Annotated in this window: 14 protein-coding genes; 8 read left to right on the top strand and 6 right to left on the bottom strand. The window is 39.1% G+C overall.

Going from position 1 to position 18,977, the window contains the following annotated elements:
• Window positions 1–102: 102 nt before the first annotated feature.
• From mscL to ychF, 4 genes are all read right to left on the bottom strand, one after another.
• Entirely contained in the window at window positions 103–534 is a 432-nt protein-coding gene (mscL, locus tag KCTC52924_RS15300; protein ID WP_251805634.1) for a large-conductance mechanosensitive channel protein MscL, read from the bottom strand.
• Between the two features lie 18 nt (window positions 535–552).
• Window positions 553–3,234, bottom strand: a complete 2,682-nt coding sequence (locus KCTC52924_RS15295) for a DNA gyrase/topoisomerase IV subunit A (protein ID WP_251805633.1) — start codon at window positions 3,232–3,234, stop codon at window positions 553–555.
• Window positions 3,235–3,265: 31 nt separating this feature from the next.
• Window positions 3,266–5,122: a DNA topoisomerase IV subunit B gene (locus tag KCTC52924_RS15290; RefSeq protein ID WP_251805632.1), complete on the bottom strand. Its 1,857-nt coding sequence runs from the start codon at window positions 5,120–5,122 to the stop codon at window positions 3,266–3,268.
• 376 nt (window positions 5,123–5,498) lie between these two features.
• Window positions 5,499–6,593 (bottom strand): redox-regulated ATPase YchF, encoded by a 1,095-nt coding sequence (gene ychF, locus KCTC52924_RS15285; RefSeq protein WP_251805631.1) that lies wholly within the window; start codon window positions 6,591–6,593, stop codon window positions 5,499–5,501.
• Between the two features lie 169 nt (window positions 6,594–6,762).
• On the opposite strand from ychF, the gene KCTC52924_RS15280 reads away from it, so the two are divergent.
• Entirely contained in the window at window positions 6,763–9,438 is a 2,676-nt protein-coding gene (locus tag KCTC52924_RS15280) for a TonB-dependent receptor (RefSeq protein WP_251805630.1), read from the top strand.
• 152 nt (window positions 9,439–9,590) lie between these two features.
• On the opposite strand, the gene KCTC52924_RS15275 is transcribed toward KCTC52924_RS15280, so the two are convergent.
• Window positions 9,591–9,941, bottom strand: a complete 351-nt coding sequence (locus tag KCTC52924_RS15275) for a 4Fe-4S dicluster domain-containing protein (protein ID WP_251805629.1) — start codon at window positions 9,939–9,941, stop codon at window positions 9,591–9,593.
• 86 nt (window positions 9,942–10,027) lie between these two features.
• On the opposite strand from KCTC52924_RS15275, the gene KCTC52924_RS15270 reads away from it, so the two are divergent.
• From KCTC52924_RS15270 to KCTC52924_RS15240, 7 genes are all read left to right on the top strand, one after another.
• Window positions 10,028–11,089, top strand: a complete 1,062-nt coding sequence (locus KCTC52924_RS15270) for an acyl-CoA reductase (protein ID WP_251805628.1) — start codon at window positions 10,028–10,030, stop codon at window positions 11,087–11,089.
• Window positions 11,090–11,201: 112 nt separating this feature from the next.
• A complete protein-coding gene (gene serC, locus KCTC52924_RS15265; protein ID WP_251805627.1) occupies window positions 11,202–12,266 on the top strand; it encodes a 3-phosphoserine/phosphohydroxythreonine transaminase in 1,065 nt (354 codons plus the stop codon).
• Window positions 12,267–12,358: 92 nt separating this feature from the next.
• Window positions 12,359–13,309 (top strand): D-2-hydroxyacid dehydrogenase, encoded by a 951-nt coding sequence (locus KCTC52924_RS15260; protein ID WP_251805626.1) that lies wholly within the window; start codon window positions 12,359–12,361, stop codon window positions 13,307–13,309.
• 82 nt (window positions 13,310–13,391) lie between these two features.
• On the top strand, window positions 13,392–14,024 hold the full coding sequence (locus KCTC52924_RS15255) for a DUF937 domain-containing protein (protein WP_251805625.1): 633 nt from the start codon (window positions 13,392–13,394) through the stop codon (window positions 14,022–14,024).
• 65 nt (window positions 14,025–14,089) lie between these two features.
• Entirely contained in the window at window positions 14,090–14,548 is a 459-nt protein-coding gene (locus tag KCTC52924_RS15250) for a DUF6146 family protein (protein ID WP_251805624.1), read from the top strand.
• Between the two features lie 32 nt (window positions 14,549–14,580).
• Window positions 14,581–14,901, top strand: coding sequence for a DUF6787 family protein (locus KCTC52924_RS15245; RefSeq protein ID WP_251805623.1), 321 nt, complete (start codon window positions 14,581–14,583; stop codon window positions 14,899–14,901).
• Window positions 14,902–15,810: 909 nt separating this feature from the next.
• Window positions 15,811–18,075, top strand: a complete 2,265-nt coding sequence (locus tag KCTC52924_RS15240; RefSeq protein ID WP_251805622.1) for a TonB-dependent receptor — start codon at window positions 15,811–15,813, stop codon at window positions 18,073–18,075.
• Window positions 18,076–18,092: 17 nt separating this feature from the next.
• On the opposite strand, the gene KCTC52924_RS15235 is transcribed toward KCTC52924_RS15240, so the two are convergent.
• Window positions 18,093–18,974 (bottom strand): sterol desaturase family protein, encoded by an 882-nt coding sequence (locus KCTC52924_RS15235; RefSeq protein WP_251805621.1) that lies wholly within the window; start codon window positions 18,972–18,974, stop codon window positions 18,093–18,095.
• Window positions 18,975–18,977 lie beyond the last annotated feature (3 nt).

Genomic DNA, 18,977 nt, shown 5'->3' with positions numbered 1-18,977 from the left:
ATGACAATGAGATGTGGATTCTTAAAAAACCACATCAATTAACAATTTTAAGTGATAATTATTAAAAAATATTGTTAAAGCGACATTCGTCACTGTTAATGTTTATTTATTTCGACTCTTTAATAATTCATTTTGTTCTCTCATCAGTTTTTCCATATTAGACAATAGTTCTATATTTTTAGGAGTGGCCACTTCCTTATTTTTGGGGTCTTCGCCCTTGGACTTGAATCTATTAATAAACTTGACGACCACGAAAATTGTCAAGGAAATAATGAGAAAATCCACCAAAACCTCAATTAATGCCCCATAACCTATAGCAACCTCCTCCATTTCCCCGCTAGCTTCCCTTAAAACATATTGTTTATCGGAAAAATGCACGTCATTGGTCAATAGGGACAAGGGCGGCATTATCACGTTGGTGACCAGAGTGCTTACCACTTTATTAAAGGCTGTTCCAATAATAACCCCTACAGCCATATCTATCATATTCCCTTTAACGGCAAACTCCTTAAATTCTTTATAAAACTTCGTCATCCCCTAAAAAAAGTTGCTTTAAAAAAGTTTGATTTGCCCTTCATCATCATCTTCTGCTGGCTTATCTAAATCATCACCCTTCCCCTTCTCAATGTTTTTATTTGGTACGCTGGTGTCTTCTGATGCTGGTTCCCCCACATCCTCCGCATCTACCACTTCAATTTCCGTAGGCTTATGCTCCTCTGGCTCTTCATATGGGATCGGGTCTAGAATATTTATATTTTTCACCTTATCGGAGGTCAATTGATTCCCTAAAGCTTTGATTCCCTTAACCGATATAAACTCCTCTAATTCAATGATTTGACTAGGTTTCACCTCTTTTCCCCTTGGCTTAACAAACTCCAGTTCTATTACTGGCTTCCAATCTGTAGTCACCAATTCTAAATACGATTTCTGATGTTCTGAAATAAACTTCTCCTCCTTGTTTTCGGTTTCTATCAAAAAGCGCTTTACATAAAATCGCTCTTTTTCACCTTCGTAATACACTGCTGACAATGGCTTGTTAGGATTCCATTTTTCCAGCACTAGCATATCATCATCAAAATGAGTGGATAGATTGGGAGTAAAGGTTTTTACTATTCCTTTTTGGGTTGCCACCAACAGCATATCATCACCTCTAAACTCACCCAGCAATTCTCCTCGTCCATCAACATTCAATCTTCGCACCACCTCGTCGAACCAAATTTTTCGCGGTTTCAAGGTTGAAACCCCTTTTTCCTTCAATTCTATGCGCTTAACGGAGTATTTAGTTACCACGTTTCCTTTAGAGGCCCTACCCTTGATCAACACATCGGCAAAATCAATGTCCCATTTAATTTTTTTAATACTCCCTACCTGCCTCAGCAAGACCGTAATCACCTCTGCCTCCCCGTTTGGATTGGCTGAAAAATACAAAATCTCCGAATGGGGCTTACCAACGGTAAGGTCGTACATCTTATCCCTAGTGACACTGGTTACATTAAATCTTTTAATATAGCTAGGACCACCTTTACCATCTTTATAGATCATATTATAAATGGTTCGCTTGTCCTTTTTCTTAAACACCGCGACATGAATAATATTTTTACCTACAAAAATCTTGCTCTCTACCTTGGAAACCATCATTTTTCCATCACCGGTAAATACAATAATATCATCTATATCACTACAATCCGTTACATATTCATCCCGCTTTAAAGAAGTACCTACAAACCCCTCCTCCCTATTTACAAATAGTTTTGTGTTGCGGATGACCACCTTAGTAGCCTCTATATCATCAAAAATTCGGATTTCCGATTTCCGTTCCCTGCCTTTTCCATACTTTTCCTTAAGCGACCTAAAGTAGGCAATCGCAAAATCGATCAAATTTGCCAAATGGTGTTTAATCTCAGCAATTTTTTCTTCTAAGCTATCTAGGTATTGCTGCGCCTTGTCCAAGTCGAATTTAGAAATTCTTTTAATCCTGATTTCCGTCAGCCTCACAATATCATCTTCCGTAACTGCTCGCTTCAAATGCTTGGTAAATGGCGCTAGGCCTTTATCAATCGCTGCGATTACTCCTTCCCAGGTCTCCTCCTCTTCAATGTCTCGATAAATCCTATTCTCAATGAAAATTCGCTCCAAAGAAGCAAAATGCCATTGCTCCTCCAATTCCTTCAGCTGTATTTCTAGCTCTTCCTTTAATAATATTACCGTATAATCAGTAGAGCGCTCTAGCATTTCGGTCACTCCTATAAAGAGCGGCTTATTGTCCTCAATAATACACCCTAAGGGCGATATTGAATATTCGCATGAGGTAAAGGCATACAGGGCGTCTATCGTTTTATCCGGAGAAATCCCATTGGGTAAATGAACTAAAATCTCTACATCGGCAGCTGTATTATCTTCAATTTTCTTGATTTTAATTTTTCCTTTTTCATTTGCTTTAAGGATGGTATCAATTAAAGAAGAAGTGTTTGTCCCATAGGGTATCTCGTTAATAACCAGTGTGTTTTTATCGAGCTGATGAATTCTGGCCCTTACCCTTATTTTTCCCCCACGTAGTCCATCGTTGTAATTACTAATGTCAATGATACCAGAGGTAGGGAAGTCGGGATAAATGGTAAAACGCTGTCCTTTTAAATGCTTAATCGAAGCATCTATCAATTCTATGAAATTATGAGGCAACACTTTTGTTGAAAGTCCTACTGCAATTCCTTCTGCACCTTGCGCTAACAATAGCGGAAATTTCACTGGGAGGTTAACGGGCTCTCTTTTTCTTCCGTCGTAGGACTGCTGCCATTCCGTGATCTTTGGACTAAACACCACTTCTAAAGCAAACTTAGTGAGACGCGCTTCAATATACCTTGATGCCGCCGCACTATCTCCAGTCAGTATATTTCCCCAGTTTCCTTGGGTATCGATCAGCAGTTCCTTTTGTCCAATTTGAACCATTGCATCAGCAATACTGGCATCCCCATGCGGATGATACTGCATGGTATGTCCAACTACATTAGCCACTTTATTATACCTACCGTCATCCAATTCCTTCAAGGCGTGCATAATCCTTCTTTGAACTGGCTTAAAACCGTCCTCTATAGCAGGTACCGCACGCTCCAAAATTACATAGGACGCATAATCAAGGAACCAGTCCTTGTACATCCCTGTCACCTTGGTCAAGGTATCTTTAGATTCTTCGGTGTTGTCTTGTGGTATTTGGTTCAGATCTCCATTCTCTTCCATAAAGAAAGATTCGTATTAGGTTGGTTTATAATTAGTTTTCCTCTAATAGGTCAACTTCTACTTTAAGATTTTTTATAATAAATTCTTGTCGATCAGGGGTGTTTTTCCCCATATAAAACTCCAGCATGCTCTCTATGGAGATGGACTTATCCAGCATTACAGGTTCCAGTCTAATATCCTCCCCAATAAAATGCTTGAATTCGTCCGGGGAGATTTCACCCAACCCTTTAAATCTTGTAATCTCGGGCTTACCGGTTAATTTCTCTATCGCTTGCAGCTTTTCTTCATTACTATAGCAGTAATAAGTGTCCTTTTTATTACGAACACGGAAAAGTGGGGTCTGCAATATATACAAATGATTTTCCTTTATTAGTTCGGGAAAGAACTGAAGGAAAAAAGTAATCAACAATAATCGAATATGCATTCCATCCACATCTGCATCGGTAGCGATTACGATTTTGTTATACCTTAAATCTTCCAAGGACTCCTCAATATTCAATGCCGCTTGTAGCAAATTGAACTCCTCATTTTCATAGACTATTTTTTTGGACATCCCATAGGAATTCAATGGCTTTCCACGTAAACTGAACACCGCTTGGGTATTTACATCCCTAGATTTGGTAATAGAGCCTGATGCCGAATCCCCTTCCGTAATAAACAAAGTACTTTCTAAACAACGAGGATTTTTGGAATCTGCCAAATGCACCCTACAATCCCGTAATTTTTTATTGTGTAGACTGGCTTTTTTAGCCCTGTCCTTGGCTAATTTCCGAATTCCGGATAATTCCTTTCTCTCCCGCTCTGCCTGCATGATCTTACGCTGCAGCTTTTCAGTCGTGTCAGGGTTCTTGTGAAGAAAATTATCCAATTGGGTCCCCACAAAATCGTTTATATAAGTCCTTACGGTAGGAAGGTCTCCCCCCATTTCCGTAGATCCTAATTTTGTTTTGGTCTGACTCTCAAAAATAGGTTCCATCACCTTAATGGCAATGGCCGAAATGATGGATTTCCTAATATCTGAAGCCTCATAATTCTTTCCATAAAAATCGCGGACCGTTTTTACGATCGCCTCTCGAAAGGCTGCCTGATGCGTTCCACCCTGAGTGGTATTTTGTCCGTTTACAAAAGAATGGTATTCCTCACTGTATTGGGTCTTACTATGGGTCAGCGCAATTTCGATATCAACACCCTTTAAGTGGATAATTGGATATGTCAGGTCATCAATACTATTATTGTCTTCCAATAAGTCCTTTAAACCGTTTTCCGAATGAAATTTCTCGCCATTAAAAAGTATGGTAAGTCCCGGATTTAGGTACACATAGAACTTGAGCATGCGTTCTACATACTCGTTCCTATACTTATATTTTTTAAAGATGGCCTCATCAGGGGTAAAGCTCACCTTAGTCCCTTTGCGCTTGGAGGTATCCTCGGGACCAATTTCAGCAACTAAATTCCCCTGGTTAAATTCAGCGGTCTTCAGTTTATTCTCCCTAGAAGATTCTACCTTAAAATAGCTGGAAAGTGCATTTACCGCCTTGGTACCCACCCCATTCAATCCTACCGATTTTTTAAATGCCCGAGAGTCGTATTTACCCCCTGTATTCATTTTGGAGACCACATCTACCACCTTCCCCAAAGGAATACCACGACCAAAATCCCTAACATTTACCACGTTGTCTCGGATCCCAATCTCGATTGTTTTTCCGGACCCCATCACAAACTCATCTATACAGTTGTCTATCACCTCTTTCAGGAGGATATAGATCCCATCGTCTGCCGAGGAACCGTCCCCCAGCTTCCCAATGTACATACCAGGGCGTAACCGGATATGCTCTTTCCAATCTAACGAACGTATGTTATCTTCTGTATACTGGGTGTTTTCAGACATTTTTAGGGCTTTAAGCGCAAGTGTCGCTAATATAGCAAGTGTTATAAAAAGATAAAACCCTTAGCCGTTAAAGTAATTAACAATAACAGCTAAAGTTTTGTTGATAGCAAGGGAAACTCTGGTAAAATAGAAAAATTTAATAAAATCACCCTTACTTTATAATCAATTGCCGCAACACTCGACCATTATAATAAAAAAATTCCATCTTTCCGAGGAGATCACATCAATCTTAGCCAAGTTGACTAAATAATACCTATTCAATCCCTACGCCTGCCTACAAATAGTTTAAATGGGGCACTTTAAATAATGGACACCAGAATGTACTGCAACCCATCATGAAAAAATAACGGTGCTGCGGTTTAGTAAATCCGTTGAATTATACATTAAATCGGAAATGCATAACATCTCCATCCTTAACAATATACTCCTTTCCCTCTACCCTCATTTTCCCTGCTTCCTTAACTTTGGCTTCACTTCCAAAGGAAACAAAATCGTCATAAGCAATGACCTCTGCCCTTATAAATCCTTTCTCAAAATCAGTGTGAATAACCCCTGCAGCCTGTGGAGCGGTAGCTCCTACAGGAATGGTCCAGGCGCGGACTTCCTTTACCCCTGCGGTAAAATAAGTTTCCAATTCCAAAAGTTTATAGGCACTTCGAATCAGTTTAGCCGAACCTGGTTCAGTAAGTCCTAGGTCCTCCAAAAAAAGTTGTCGTTCCTCATAGCTTTCCAATTCGGTAATATCGGCTTCGGTACCCACTGCTAAAAAGATAACTTCAGCATTTTCCTTAGCCACGGCCGCCTTAACTTTTTCTACATAAGCATTACCGGTAATTGCAGCGTCCTCATCTACATTACAAACGTACATCACAGGCTTATCTGTAATAAATTGTAATGGTTTTACGAATTCGATCCGATCTTCCTTGGATATATCCAAAGCACGAATGGAAGTACCTGTTTCCAATCCTGCCTTTATTTTTAGAAGTACTGCCTCTTCCTTTTGTGCTTCCTTATTGCCGGTTTTGGCTGCACGCTTCACCTTTTCAAGTTTTTTATCAACGGTCTCCAAATCCTTTAATTGTAATTCCATATCAATAGTCTCCTTATCCCTAATTGGATCTATGGAGCTGTCCACATGCACAATATTATCATTATCAAAACAGCGAAGTACGTGCAAAATAGCATCCGTTTCTCGAATATTACCCAAGAATTGGTTCCCCAAGCCCTCACCTTTGCTAGCACCTTTCACCAATCCTGCAATATCTACGATCTCTACGGTGGCAGGCAATACCCTTTCTGGATTTACAAGCTCCTCCAATTTTTCCAAACGGGCGTCCGGTACGTTCACTACCCCAATATTGGGCTCAATTGTACAAAATGGAAAATTAGCACTTTGTGCCTTGGCATTGGACAAACAATTAAAAAGAGTTGATTTACCTACATTGGGCAATCCTACGATACCTGCTTTCATGGTTTTAATAAATTATAAGGAAGGAACAAAGCAATAGCGCTTACTTTCCTGCCTTTTTTAACAGCGGCAAAGATACTATTTCTAAGACTTCCCGTGTCAATTTTACCGATTATAAATCAGGGAAAAGATAAATTCATTACTTTTAAATATAACAATCAAATCAATCCTTATGAAACCACTCGGATTATTAACATTGATTACAATGTTCAGCTTATCTCTTCTAACGGCCCAAATCTCCATAAAGGGTACAGTTACTGATCAGGATGGCCTTCCTCTAGTTGGGGTGAACATTGTAGAAAAGGGCACAACAAACGGTACATCGACTGATTTTAATGGAAACTATCAGATCTCTGTATTTGATAATGCAACCCTAATATTTAGCTATATTGGCTATAACACCATGGAAGAGCCCATGTCTGGCAGGCAGACCATTAACGTTTCCATGACTGAGGGCATGTTGCTAGACGAGGTTCAATTAGTAGGCTCTAGAAGTCCAAAAAGAACGGCTACTGACACTGCGGTACCCGTAGATGTAATAGACATTGCAGAGGTGACGACCCAAAGTGGCCGCGTAGAGGTTAATGAACTCCTACAATATGCCGCGCCCTCTTTCAACGCAAACAAACAATCTGGATCCGATGGAGCAGATCATATAGATCCTGCTACATTAAGAGGTTTGGGACCTGATCAGACCTTGGTACTGATCAACGGAAAAAGAAGGCATCAATCTTCGCTGATCAATATCTTTGGCACCAAAGGTAGAGGAAATACGGGCACCGATTTAAATGCCATTCCAGCTTCAGCGATAAAAAGAATTGAAATATTAAGGGATGGTGCGGCTGCACAATACGGCTCTGATGCCATTGCAGGGGTCATCAACATCGTCCTAAAGGACAATACGGACGAGGTAAGCGGTTTTATTACATATGGTGCCTACAACACCAATGCCCAAGGCGATTTCCCGGCGGGTACCCCAAATACGGATGGTAACAGATTGGATACCGATAAGGATGGTAATGCCATAGGAAGCGATAAAAGTTTGGACGGCGGATCGGTAAAAGCAGGAATAAATTTTGGGACGGCCATTGGTAGCGATGGTGGTTATATAAACGTCACCACCGAATATCTGAAGAAAAATAAGACTTTAAGGCCAGGGTTCGATTTTAGGAGGGGTTTTGGGGAAGCGGCCATTCAGGGCTTCAACCTAATGGTAAACGCCTCGGTACCCCTTTCAGAAAACTCCGATTTCTATGTTTTTGGAGGTAGAAATTACCGGGATACAGATGCTTATGCCTTTACCAGAAATGATGGTAATAGGGTTATACCCACTATATACCCCAATGGCTTTAACCCCAGGATCACCTCGAATATTATAGACAATTCACTTTCTGCAGGTTTTAGGACAGCACTGGAGAATGGTTGGAAATTAGATATTAGCAACACCTATGGAAAGAACAGTTTTCATTATTTCATAAAAGGCACCTTAAATGCATCACTGGAAGAGGTTTCCCCCACCGATTTTGACGCAGGGGGCCATAATTTGACACAGAACACGATGAATTTGGATTTTTCCAAATATTACAGTGATGTATTAGAGGGAATGAACCTAGCGTTCGGTGCAGAATACCGGACGGAAAATTTTATTATTTTTGCTGGAGAGGAAGGTACTTGGGGCACTTATGACATAAACGGACTTTTAATTACCGACCCCACCAATCAAACCCAACCGACAGATCCGGGTAGTGGCGAACTACGTCCCGGCGGTTCCCAAGGCTTCCCTGGATACGGACCTGCCAACGAAGTAGATCGCGGCAGGAGCAACTTATCACTTTATGCTGACGGGGAATTTGAATTTACAGAAACATTTCTTTTAAGTGCCGCGGCGAGATTTGAGAATTTTAGCGATTTTGGTAGTACCGTGAACGGAAAATTGGCGGCACGCCTAAAAGCATCGGACAATGTGAATATCCGTGGCTCGGTAAGTTCTGGATTTAGAGCCCCTTCCTTGGCCCAAATCTATTACAACCTACGTTTTACCAATTTTATAGGTGGGGTTGCCGTGGATCAATTACTATCCCCAAATAATAGTCCCGTTACGGCCTCTTTTGGTATTGGACCATTAAAAGAAGAGAAAGCCATTAACGCAGGACTGGGATTTACAGCAACTCTCGGCGATTTCACCGCTACTATAGACGGCTATTACATAAAGGTTGATGACCGTATTGTCCTTACCGGGAATTTTGATGCACCACAAATTCCCAATGTGGAAGCGGCACAATTCTTTGTAAATGGGGTTGACACTAAAACCACCGGATTAGACATTGTACTGGCTTGGCAGAAAAGCTTTGATGACAACAGATTGTCAGCCACCTTTACCGGGAATATAAATGAAATGAAGATCGATAAGGTAAACAATGGCAATCTAGACGCGGAAACTTTCTTTGGAGAAAGGGATAAGGGATTCCTCTTGGCTTCCGCCCCAAAAAGTAAGTTTACCTTAAATATGAACTACAGTAAAGACAAGTTTAATGTTGGATTGGGCCTTACTCATTTCAGCAAGGTAGACCTATTGGATTATCAAATGCTGGAGCCTACCTCAGATTACGACAGCTTTCAAGACAAAATCAATCAGGCTACGGATACCTATGAAAACAAACTGGTGACCGATCTAGTTTTTGGTTACCAATTGGCCCAAGGCCTAAAATTAAATGTTGGTGCCAATAACCTTTTCAATATATATCCTGACCAACAAGACGATTGGGTAGAGGGTGGCGGATATTGGGACTCAGTACAAATGGGCTTTGGAGGCGCTTATTACTTCGCCAAAGTGGGCTTTAGCTTTTAAACCTTACTAAATTGGTTTAAAAAATGTACGATCCCCCGTTACCTAAATAAAAAAGACCTGTCAGATTCAAAATCTGACAGGTCTTTTAGTTTACAAGAGTTATAAAAAACTCCCATTTTCATTATTGGTATATTCCCAATAACGGCTTCCCCCTAATCGGGGTGCATAAAACGCTGCTTGCCCAATAGCTCTTCTTCTGTTTCTACATGGCTATCATCTGGCACACAACAATCTACAGGGCATACTGCAGCACATTGTGGCTCATCATGGAAGCCTTTGCACTCTGTACATTTATCAGGAACAATAAAATAGATCTCATCACTGACAGGCTCTTGTGACTCGTCTGCATCTACCTCCTTACCATTTGGAAGTTTAACTTTCCCTTTTAAAAGGGTCCCATCACTATACCGCCAATCATCTGCTCCTTCATAAATTGCTGTATTAGGACACTCAGGTTCACAAGCTCCACAATTTATGCATTCATCTGTTATTATAATTGCCATATTTTCTAATTCTTTTATGCTGATTTAAATTCAGTATCAATACTTTTGTACAAATGTAAAGCCTAATAAAATCTTTTACAAATATAATGACCGAGCACGCACTTAGATTAAATGCTTTTGTTAAACTTGGCAGTTTTTTCAAGGATTACTGCGAATATGCAAAAAAGAATCCACAATTAGACCTCAAACCAAATCCGTGGTTCAAAACTTTTGATGAAACCATCACATTGGCCGGACACAAAAATGGATGGTTTACACCCGAAAATATCCTCTTTAGTATAGAGAATTGGGGGGACCTACTTAGTCGTGAAAGATTGACTGATTGGCTATCTCCATATGACCTTAATAAAAATTCACCCAAATCCGTGGCAGTGATCATGGCCGGAAATATTCCTCTGGTCGGATTTCATGATTTTTTATGTACTCTTATTAGCGGAAACAGGGCAATACTAAAACTTTCTTCCAATGACAAGGTGTTATTGCCTTTTGTTTGCAGTTATTTAGTAGAAATGGAACCTAGCCTAAAAGATGATATCGTTTTTGCTGATGGTAGATTGGAGCATTTTGATGCGGTAATTGCCACTGGAAGTGATAATACTTCGAGATATTTTGAACATTATTTTGGAAAAAAATCTAATATAATCCGTAAAAACCGTAATTCGGTAGCCGTTTTAACAGGCCGCGAATCCGAAGCGCAATTAAGAGCATTGGGGGAGGATGTTTTTAGGTACTATGGCCTTGGGTGCAGAAGTGTTTCCAAACTGTTTGTTCCTAAAGACTACAATTTCGATTCTTTTTTTAAAGCCGTTTTTCCATTCAATTCAATATTGGAACAGGCAAAATACGCCAATAACTACGATTACAACAAAGCGGTGTACCTTATGAGCTTATTTAAAATTTTGGAAAATGGTTTTCTAATGCTCAAGGAAGATACAAACTACGCCTCCCCTATTGCCACTTTGTTTTACGAACCATACGATTCCATAGAGGAATTAAAAATTCGCTTAAGAAATGATAGTGATAGATTGCAATGTATTGTAGCAGATGGACTTATGGAAGATGAAATTCCATTTGGACAAACCCAAAAACCCGCGTTAACGGCTTATGCAGACAATATGGATACTGTTGAATTCTTGTTGAAAATTTAATAGAAGATTTTGCAGCCCCTATTGCTTTCGTCTTGAAATATTCATGACCTTTAAACGCTCGAAAATAAAATTGAATCTAAATTCAACAGCAAAAAATAAGAAACAATAAAAAATGAAAAAACATAATTTTAGCGCAGGACCTTGCATTCTCCCACAGGAGGTTATAATTAAGGCTTCGGAGGCAGTTCTAGATTTTAACGGCCAGGGACTCTCCTTAATAGAAATTTCTCATAGGAGTAAAGATTTTGTGGAAGTAATGGACAAGGCGCGTTCCCTAGCATTGGAATTGTTAGACCTACAAGGGAAGGGTTATCAGGCTCTATTCCTGCACGGTGGTGCCAGTATGGAGTTTTTAATGGTGGCGTACAATTTATTGGAAAAAAAAGCAGGATATCTCAATACCGGAACATGGAGTGACAAAGCCATTAAAGAGGCTAAGCTTTTTGGAGAGGTAATTGAAGTTGGCTCTTCGAAAAGTGAAAATTTTAATCATATCCCCAAGGGCTATACTATCCCAACCGATCTAGATTATCTTCATTTGACCTCTAACAATACCATTTTTGGAACCCAGATCAAAAAATTCCCCAAAACTGCGTCTCCATTAGTCTGCGACATGAGTTCAGACATCTTTTCTAGGCAACTCGATTTTTCGCAATTCGACCTAATTTATGCTGGCGCACAAAAAAACATGGGTCCAGCTGGTACCACTTTGGTGGTTATTAAAGAAGACATTCTGGGTAAGGTTTCCAGGAAAATTCCGTCTATGTTAAACTATAAAGTACACATAGAAAAGGAAAGCATGTTTAATACTCCCGCGGTTTTCCCAATATATGTGTCCATGTTGACTTTGGAATGGTTGAAGAACTTGGGGGGTATTACTGCCATTGAGGAAATAAACGAGAAAAAGGCTCGACTTTTGTATTCGGAAATCGATTTAAATCCTTTGTTCAATGGCTATGCCAAAAAGGAGGATCGATCACTTATGAATGCCACCTTCACCTTGACCGAGGATAAGCTTAAGAACGTTTTTGATGAGATGTGTAGGGAAGCAGGTATTAGTGGTATAAATGGGCACCGATCCGTTGGTGGTTACAGGGCCTCTATGTACAATGCCCTACCCTTGGAAAGCGTGGGTACCCTTGTAGATGTTATGAGTGAACTGGAGAGAAAAGGGTAGTACCTCCCTCTCATTTCAACAACTACCTAGGAATTTTAATAATAAAAAAAAATCCCCCACCAAGTTAGCGGAACGGGGCTAGAACAGGAAACATGAAAGTATTAGCAAACGACGGAATATCAAAAAGCGGTAAAGAAAACTTGGAAAAGGCTGGATTTGAAGTGCTAGCCATCCGTGTAGCACAGGAGCAGCTTATTCCTTACATCAATGAAAATGAGGTAACAGTTCTCTTGGTTAGGAGTGCAACACAGGTAACCAAAGAAGTACTGGATAAATGTCCCACCCTAAAGATTATAGGTCGTGGTGGGGTAGGTATGGACAACATTGAGGTAGAATATGCAAAATCTAAAGGCCTGCATGTCATTAACACCCCGTCAGCATCCTCCTCATCGGTAGCTGAACTGGTCTTTGCCCACTTATTCACAGGAGTCCGTTTTCTACATGATGCCAATAGAAACATGCCCTTGGAAGGGGACAGTAATTTTAGCAAACTAAAGAAAGCCTATGCCAACGGCATGGAACTTAGGAACAAGACCATAGGAATTATCGGTTTTGGAAGAGTTGGTTTAGAAACCGCAAGAATAGCACTAGGTTTGGGCATGAAAGTACTATTTGTTGATCCTTTAATGGATACAGCATCGGTAACCGTTCCTTTTTTTGATGGTAGGTCTATTTCCTTTGAACTTCATGGAACAACATTGGATCAATTATTAAAAACTTCGGATTTTATAAGTTTACATGTACCCGCTCAAAATTCATATATCATTGGTAAAAAAGAATTTGAACTGATGAAAAATGGGGTTGGTATCATTAATGCTGCCCGTGGTGGCGTAATGGACGAGGTTGCTTTGGTAGAAGCATTGGAAAGCGGGAAGGTAGCCTTCGCAGGCTTGGATGTTTTTGAATCAGAGCCCATTCCGGAAATAAGGATATTGATGCATCCAGACATATCCCTAACACCTCATATAGGTGCTGCAACTGCAGAGGCACAAGATCGCATAGGGCTAGAGTTGGCGACCCAGATAATTGCACTGTACAATTAATAAATAAGTAAATAAACGGGAAATCTACTTTTTTTTGTAAATTGTATTAAAACGAATATTAACGATAAAAATCATTTGCAAGATGTCAGGATTATTGGATTTATTGAATAGCCCAATGGGTAAACAGTTGATTAGCGGAGTTGCCAGTCAAACTGGGCAACCAGAAAACAAAACTGCGGATGTTTTGAGTATGGCCATGCCCTTACTTTTGGGAGCTATGAAAAAGAACGCTTCCTCTCCCCAGGGTGCAGATGGACTTTTAAGTGCACTATCTTCCAAACATGATGGAGGTATTCTAGATAATCTAGGCGGATTGTTTGGTGGAGGTGTAGATCAAAACGTTATTAAAGACGGGGAAGGAATCCTTGGTCATGTATTTGGCAACAAACAGGCTAATGTAGAAAATGCCCTTAGTCAAAAATCAGGTTTGGATGCGGGATCTGTAGCCCAGATTCTAAAAATTGCGGCTCCATTAGTAATGGCTTACCTAGGAAAACAAAAGGCCCAAGGCGATGTTAAGGATGCCAACGGCTTAAATACCTTATTGGGAAGTATGTTGGGTGGTCAGCCAGATCAGAACAGAAGTTTAATTACAACCTTGTTGGATGCCGATGGAGATGGAAGTGTATTGGACGATGTTGCGGGAATGGTCATGGGTGGCAATAAAAAGAAAGGTGGCCTTGGCGGAATGCTAAGTGGACTATTCGGAAAATAAGAGTTTTAACAAAATTTAAGCAAAGCCATTTGTAATCACAAATGGCTTTTTTGTATCTTAATAGTATGAAAAAGATCCCGTTATATGTAGGAATGTTAGTTTTTTTGTTATCCCTGTCTATTTCTGGCTGTGGCGGGGCAAAACAAGTTAATGCAGTTTCTGATGATGAAAAATTAGCTTTTGCAAAAACTGTAGGAGACACCATCTCCATTGCTGACGAAAAAACGGAATACGAGATACTAATCATAGAGCCAGGATTCGACTTTTGGCTGCAAAGTATCGCCAAACCTGAAGGGTATTATTCGCAATCCTTCCTGGAAAATAGGAATCAACTTTATGTGACTGAATGGAACATAAGGGCTTCCCAACCATTCTCCTACGATCCTAACCTTTATGAATTACGTATCGATTATGATCCACATATCGATTATGGCTATGAAGTAAATTATAAACTGTATAATTACTTCATATATTTTCAACGCAAATACAATCAACGTTTAGGACCCTTTGTTCCCCGCATTTAAAAACTTATATTTGCCAGCGATTATCAAGATGTATGAAGAAATTAAAAGAACGTTGGGGAGTATCCTCTAATTTGCAATTGGTCATAATCTTTGTGGTTTTTTCCGTTACTGGCTCTTCTGCAGTATATATAGCAAAGCCTTTCCTTCAATTAATCGGTTTACAACGTGATAGTTTTTCCCCAGATTTTATTTGGGGTGGATTGACTTATCTAGTCATCAGGATTATGCTGATCTTTCCTTTTTACCAAATACTTTTAGTTATTTATGGCTGGCTCTTTGGTCAGTTTAAGTTTTTCTGGGAATTCGAAAAAAAGATGCTCAACAGAATAGGTTTGGGCTTTATTTTTAAATAAATTATACTTTTATTAACAGCCCTTATCCATGGATAGGGATAGATTTGAACCGTGAACTTATTCCGTGGACATATCTTAACCTTTCTCTCCATTGTCATGCTGGCGTTTTTTGCCTTGCCCGCCAGTTTTAAAATTGTACACGCTGTATTTGAACACCATAACTTTGTGTGTAAGGAAAAGGGCAAACTCCATATCCATGAAGTGGAATTGGAGTGTGAATTTGACAAATTCAATATTTCACATTTTATATTTCCAGAATATTTAGGTGTCAATGACACTAATTGGACTATAAAAACGGTGAAAATCCTTAACTTCTACCAGTTTTTAAGTAAATACCAAAAATTACACTTCTTCCTTCGGGGTCCCCCTACCCTACTATAACAAGCTTATAGTTTAAGTATTACCGATAAGTTACAATGGCTCCCGTATTAGAAACATTGTTTACTGAGTGTTAATTGTAATCCTGTGATCTGCGAAACATCATTAGTATCTGTTGCACTTGTAAAGGTGCAATACATCGGTTAAAAAATATAAGCTACCAAAATAGAATTGGTTTTAAACCTTATCCATTTCGGCATCTATACAAGCTTTCCCTATAAACAACCATAAACTTTAATTGGAAGCATAGGAAATTATTGGAACATGTAGTAATATTTGGATGAACGGAATATTATTATACTTTAATGAGAAATCGCAATAATTACCCGAAACCTCAATTCTATAAATGATACAATATCAAATTATTACAATTACTCAAACTTATAAAATGAGCATGGTCGAAAATACCAATAGAAGATATGCAAACCCGACTATCGTCAGGTAATTTTATGCCCGAGGCAGACATAGTGAAAGTACCCCGTACTGAGCACAGTCGAAGTATAACAATTAAAAAACAATAAATACTTACAGATGAAAAATATATTATTGTCATTGCTCTCCAGCATGGCAGTCTTTACCACCTATTCACAAAATACCCTTAGCGGAAGAATAACCGACAGGTCTACCAACGAACCCTTGGAGCAAGTTTCCGTTTACTTTCCTGATTTGGAAAAAGGGACTATTACCAATGAAAACGGAAGTTTCACAATAGGCAAATTACCTCCTGGCATTTATAAAGTGGTAGCTTCTTATATTGGATTCCAGAGCTTTACTCAGAATATCACCTTACAACAAGGGAAAAACCGACTCAACATTGCACTTTCCCCCAGCGCCATAGAAATGGAGGAGGTAATTGTATCTACCCCCTTTCATAAATTGCAACGCGATAACGTAATGAAGGTGGAGTTTGCTAAAATAGCTACCCTTAAATCTAAAGGCCCCCCTACCTTAATAGAGGGAATTGGAAAAATTCCAGGTGTTGGGGTTGTTTCTACTGGTGTAGGGATTGGAAAACCAGTAATTAGAGGACTAACTTCCAACAGAGTCTTGGTTTATACCCAGGGAATCCGATTGGAAAATCAACAATTTGGGGCAGAACACGGCCTTGGTGTCAACGAAGCGGGTATAGAGAGCGTAGAGGTGATTAAAGGTCCCGCTTCCCTACTCTATGGTTCCGATGCCATGGGAGGAGTACTTTACTTAAATCCTGAAAAATTTTTGACGCCGAATAGTACGGAAGGGGATGTAAATCTAAGCTATAACTCAAATACCCAAGGAATAACAAGTAATGTAGGAGTTAGATCATCTGGAGAAAAATTAAGGTTTTTAGCTAGAGCAGCTACTAATAACCATATAGACTATACCGGAGGAGATGGAAATAAAGTAACCAATTCTAGATTCAATGAAAAGGACCTTAAAATGGGTGTGAGCTACCAAAATACGATCTTTAAAAGTGAAATAAGGTATAACTACAACCAATCTAACCTAGGAATACCTGAAACTATTGGGACCCAAACAACCTCTAGAACACCAGAATTGCCGTACCAAAAAATTAACAATCATATTTTGAGCTCAAAATCCAAGATATTTTTTGAAAACACTAGTTTGGACCTTACCCTTGGATATATCGGCAATTTCCGAAAGGAATTTGAAGATCACCACCATGATGAAAATGAAACAGATCCTGATAACGGGGAAGAGGAACATTCAGAGGCAGCTTTGGATATGAAACTCAATACCTTTAATTACAATATATTATACCTACTACCCAAATGGGGGAAATCTGAAACTATTGTTGGAATCCAAGGTATTCATCAGACCAATGCCAATTTTGGGGAAGAAATTTTAATTCCTGATGCTACTACCAACGATGTTGGAGTTTTGGGAACTACTCATTTTCACCTTAACGAGAACAACGATTTTCAATTTGGGTTGCGTTATGATTATCGAAAAATAGCCGGAAAGGCTTATGGAATTTTAGGTGAAGAAGGATATATTGCTGATTTGGATCGTGATTTTAGCAGTTTTAATGGCGCATTCGGTTACAAAAACAATATTTCCAAACAGATTACTGCACGTATCAATGTGGCTACAGGGTTTAGGGCACCTAATTTAGCGGAGCTTACCTCCTACGGTGGCCATTCTGGGGCGAATAGGTTTGAAATTGGAAATGCGGATCTAAAAAACGAACAAAATATTCAAGTGGACCTAGCCTTGGAATTTCAAAATGAGCACGTGGAATTATTCCTGAACGGGTTTCATAATAGTATTAAGAACTATATTTTTATTGCTCCGGACGGAACCTTTATAAATCAAAATGCCGTGTATAACTATCTTCAGCAAGATGCCACATTGTATGGTGGGGAAGTTGGTTTCCATTTACACCCACATCCCTATGATTGGCTTCACATAGAAAGTAGTTATCAAACAGTATTTGGCAAACTAAACCATGGGAATCCACTCCCCTTAATTCCCGCTAATAATCTTACTAATACCCTAAGGGTAGCGTTTTTTAATGCTAACTCTTGGTGGTTAAGAACCAATGCCTTTATCTCTTTAAATACCACATTTAAGCAAGGAAAGATAGGCGAATTTGAAACTGTAACACCGGAATACTCAATTTTGGATGCAGGTTTTGGTGGAGAGTTAAAATTCATGAAGAGGTCTATGAATATCAATATTAGCGCTAATAATATTTTAAACAAAAAATATATTGCACATCTTTCGCGATTAAAAAGCGATGGAATCCTAAATATAGGACGATCGGTTACCCTAGGAGTAACTATTCTTTTATAAAAATCAGTACATTATTTCTACGGTTTAGGTTTCCCTAAACCGTGGATTAATTGTTTGAAAAATGATTTTGGAATTTTTTCATCCCCTTCAAATCCCAATAGTAGATTCCCGCTATCTTCTGGAATATAATTGGTCTTAAAAATATAATCCCACAAACTTAGACTAATTCCATAATTCACCCCATTCTTTCCTTTTGGCAATTCGTAGGCATGATGGTATAAGTGCATTACAGGATTATTTAAAATATATTTTAAAGGACCCCAAGTAATTTTAATATTGGAATGGTTTAGGTGACCAATGGTTATGGCGAAAAAATGTACGATAAATGCTTGTTCTGGCTCAAATCCGCCTAAGATCATAACCCCAAATGTCTTTAAGGGCTTATAAAATACATTTTCCATCCAATGGAATCGAAGGTGCGCTGCAAAGCCCATCTCCTTAACACTGTGATGAATTTGATGGAATTTCCATAAAAATCCATATTTATGAAGTAGCACATGGGTGTACCACTGAACAAAATCTAACAGTATGAAAAAAATCAATAATTGCAACCAGTTGGGATAGGCAGACATATCTACTAAAGTCAGGCTAGCTTGTTTTATGCCCAGATCACTGAATAAAAGCCCCAATATTTTATAAAATCCGCTAATGACGATTGCAAACAGGAAGAAATTAAAGAACATATAAAAGCCGTCCAGCCAAAAATCTTTTCTAAAAATAGACTGACTTTTTCGCCAAGGGAAGAAAATCTCTAAGCCCCATACCACTAGGGAAATCACTATTAAACCCCAAAAGTAATTGTTGTACCAAGGGACATCAAATATTATTGACCTCCAAGTCCAATTTACCATGCCGAAAAATGACGAGGTAAATGCATTTAAATATTTTTCAAGAAACATTGT

The sequence above is a fragment of the Arenibacter antarcticus genome (assembly GCF_041320605.1).
GTDB classification, from domain to species: domain Bacteria; phylum Bacteroidota; class Bacteroidia; order Flavobacteriales; family Flavobacteriaceae; genus Arenibacter; species Arenibacter antarcticus.
The sequence above is the reverse complement of the archived record's forward strand: the minus strand, read 5'-3'. Positions and strand labels throughout refer to the sequence as shown.

Bases quoted from the DNA above. Each gene is read 5' to 3' on its own strand.
- mscL (WP_251805634.1), bottom strand. From the start codon at position 534: ATGACGAAGTTTTATAAAGAATTTAAGGAGTTTGCCGTTAAAGGGAAT.
- KCTC52924_RS15295 (WP_251805633.1), bottom strand. From the start codon at position 3,234: ATGGAAGAGAATGGAGATCTGAACCAAATACCACAAGACAACACCGAA.
- KCTC52924_RS15290 (WP_251805632.1), bottom strand. From the start codon at position 5,122: ATGTCTGAAAACACCCAGTATACAGAAGATAACATACGTTCGTTAGAT.
- ychF (WP_251805631.1), bottom strand. From the start codon at position 6,593: ATGAAAGCAGGTATCGTAGGATTGCCCAATGTAGGTAAATCAACTCTT.
- KCTC52924_RS15280 (WP_251805630.1), top strand. From the start codon at position 6,763: ATGAAACCACTCGGATTATTAACATTGATTACAATGTTCAGCTTATCT.
- KCTC52924_RS15275 (WP_251805629.1), bottom strand. From the start codon at position 9,941: ATGGCAATTATAATAACAGATGAATGCATAAATTGTGGAGCTTGTGAA.
- KCTC52924_RS15270 (WP_251805628.1), top strand. From the start codon at position 10,028: ATGACCGAGCACGCACTTAGATTAAATGCTTTTGTTAAACTTGGCAGT.
- serC (WP_251805627.1), top strand. From the start codon at position 11,202: ATGAAAAAACATAATTTTAGCGCAGGACCTTGCATTCTCCCACAGGAG.
- KCTC52924_RS15260 (WP_251805626.1), top strand. From the start codon at position 12,359: ATGAAAGTATTAGCAAACGACGGAATATCAAAAAGCGGTAAAGAAAAC.
- KCTC52924_RS15255 (WP_251805625.1), top strand. From the start codon at position 13,392: ATGTCAGGATTATTGGATTTATTGAATAGCCCAATGGGTAAACAGTTG.
- KCTC52924_RS15250 (WP_251805624.1), top strand. From the start codon at position 14,090: ATGAAAAAGATCCCGTTATATGTAGGAATGTTAGTTTTTTTGTTATCC.
- KCTC52924_RS15245 (WP_251805623.1), top strand. From the start codon at position 14,581: ATGAAGAAATTAAAAGAACGTTGGGGAGTATCCTCTAATTTGCAATTG.
- KCTC52924_RS15240 (WP_251805622.1), top strand. From the start codon at position 15,811: ATGAAAAATATATTATTGTCATTGCTCTCCAGCATGGCAGTCTTTACC.
- KCTC52924_RS15235 (WP_251805621.1), bottom strand. From the start codon at position 18,974: ATGTTTCTTGAAAAATATTTAAATGCATTTACCTCGTCATTTTTCGGC.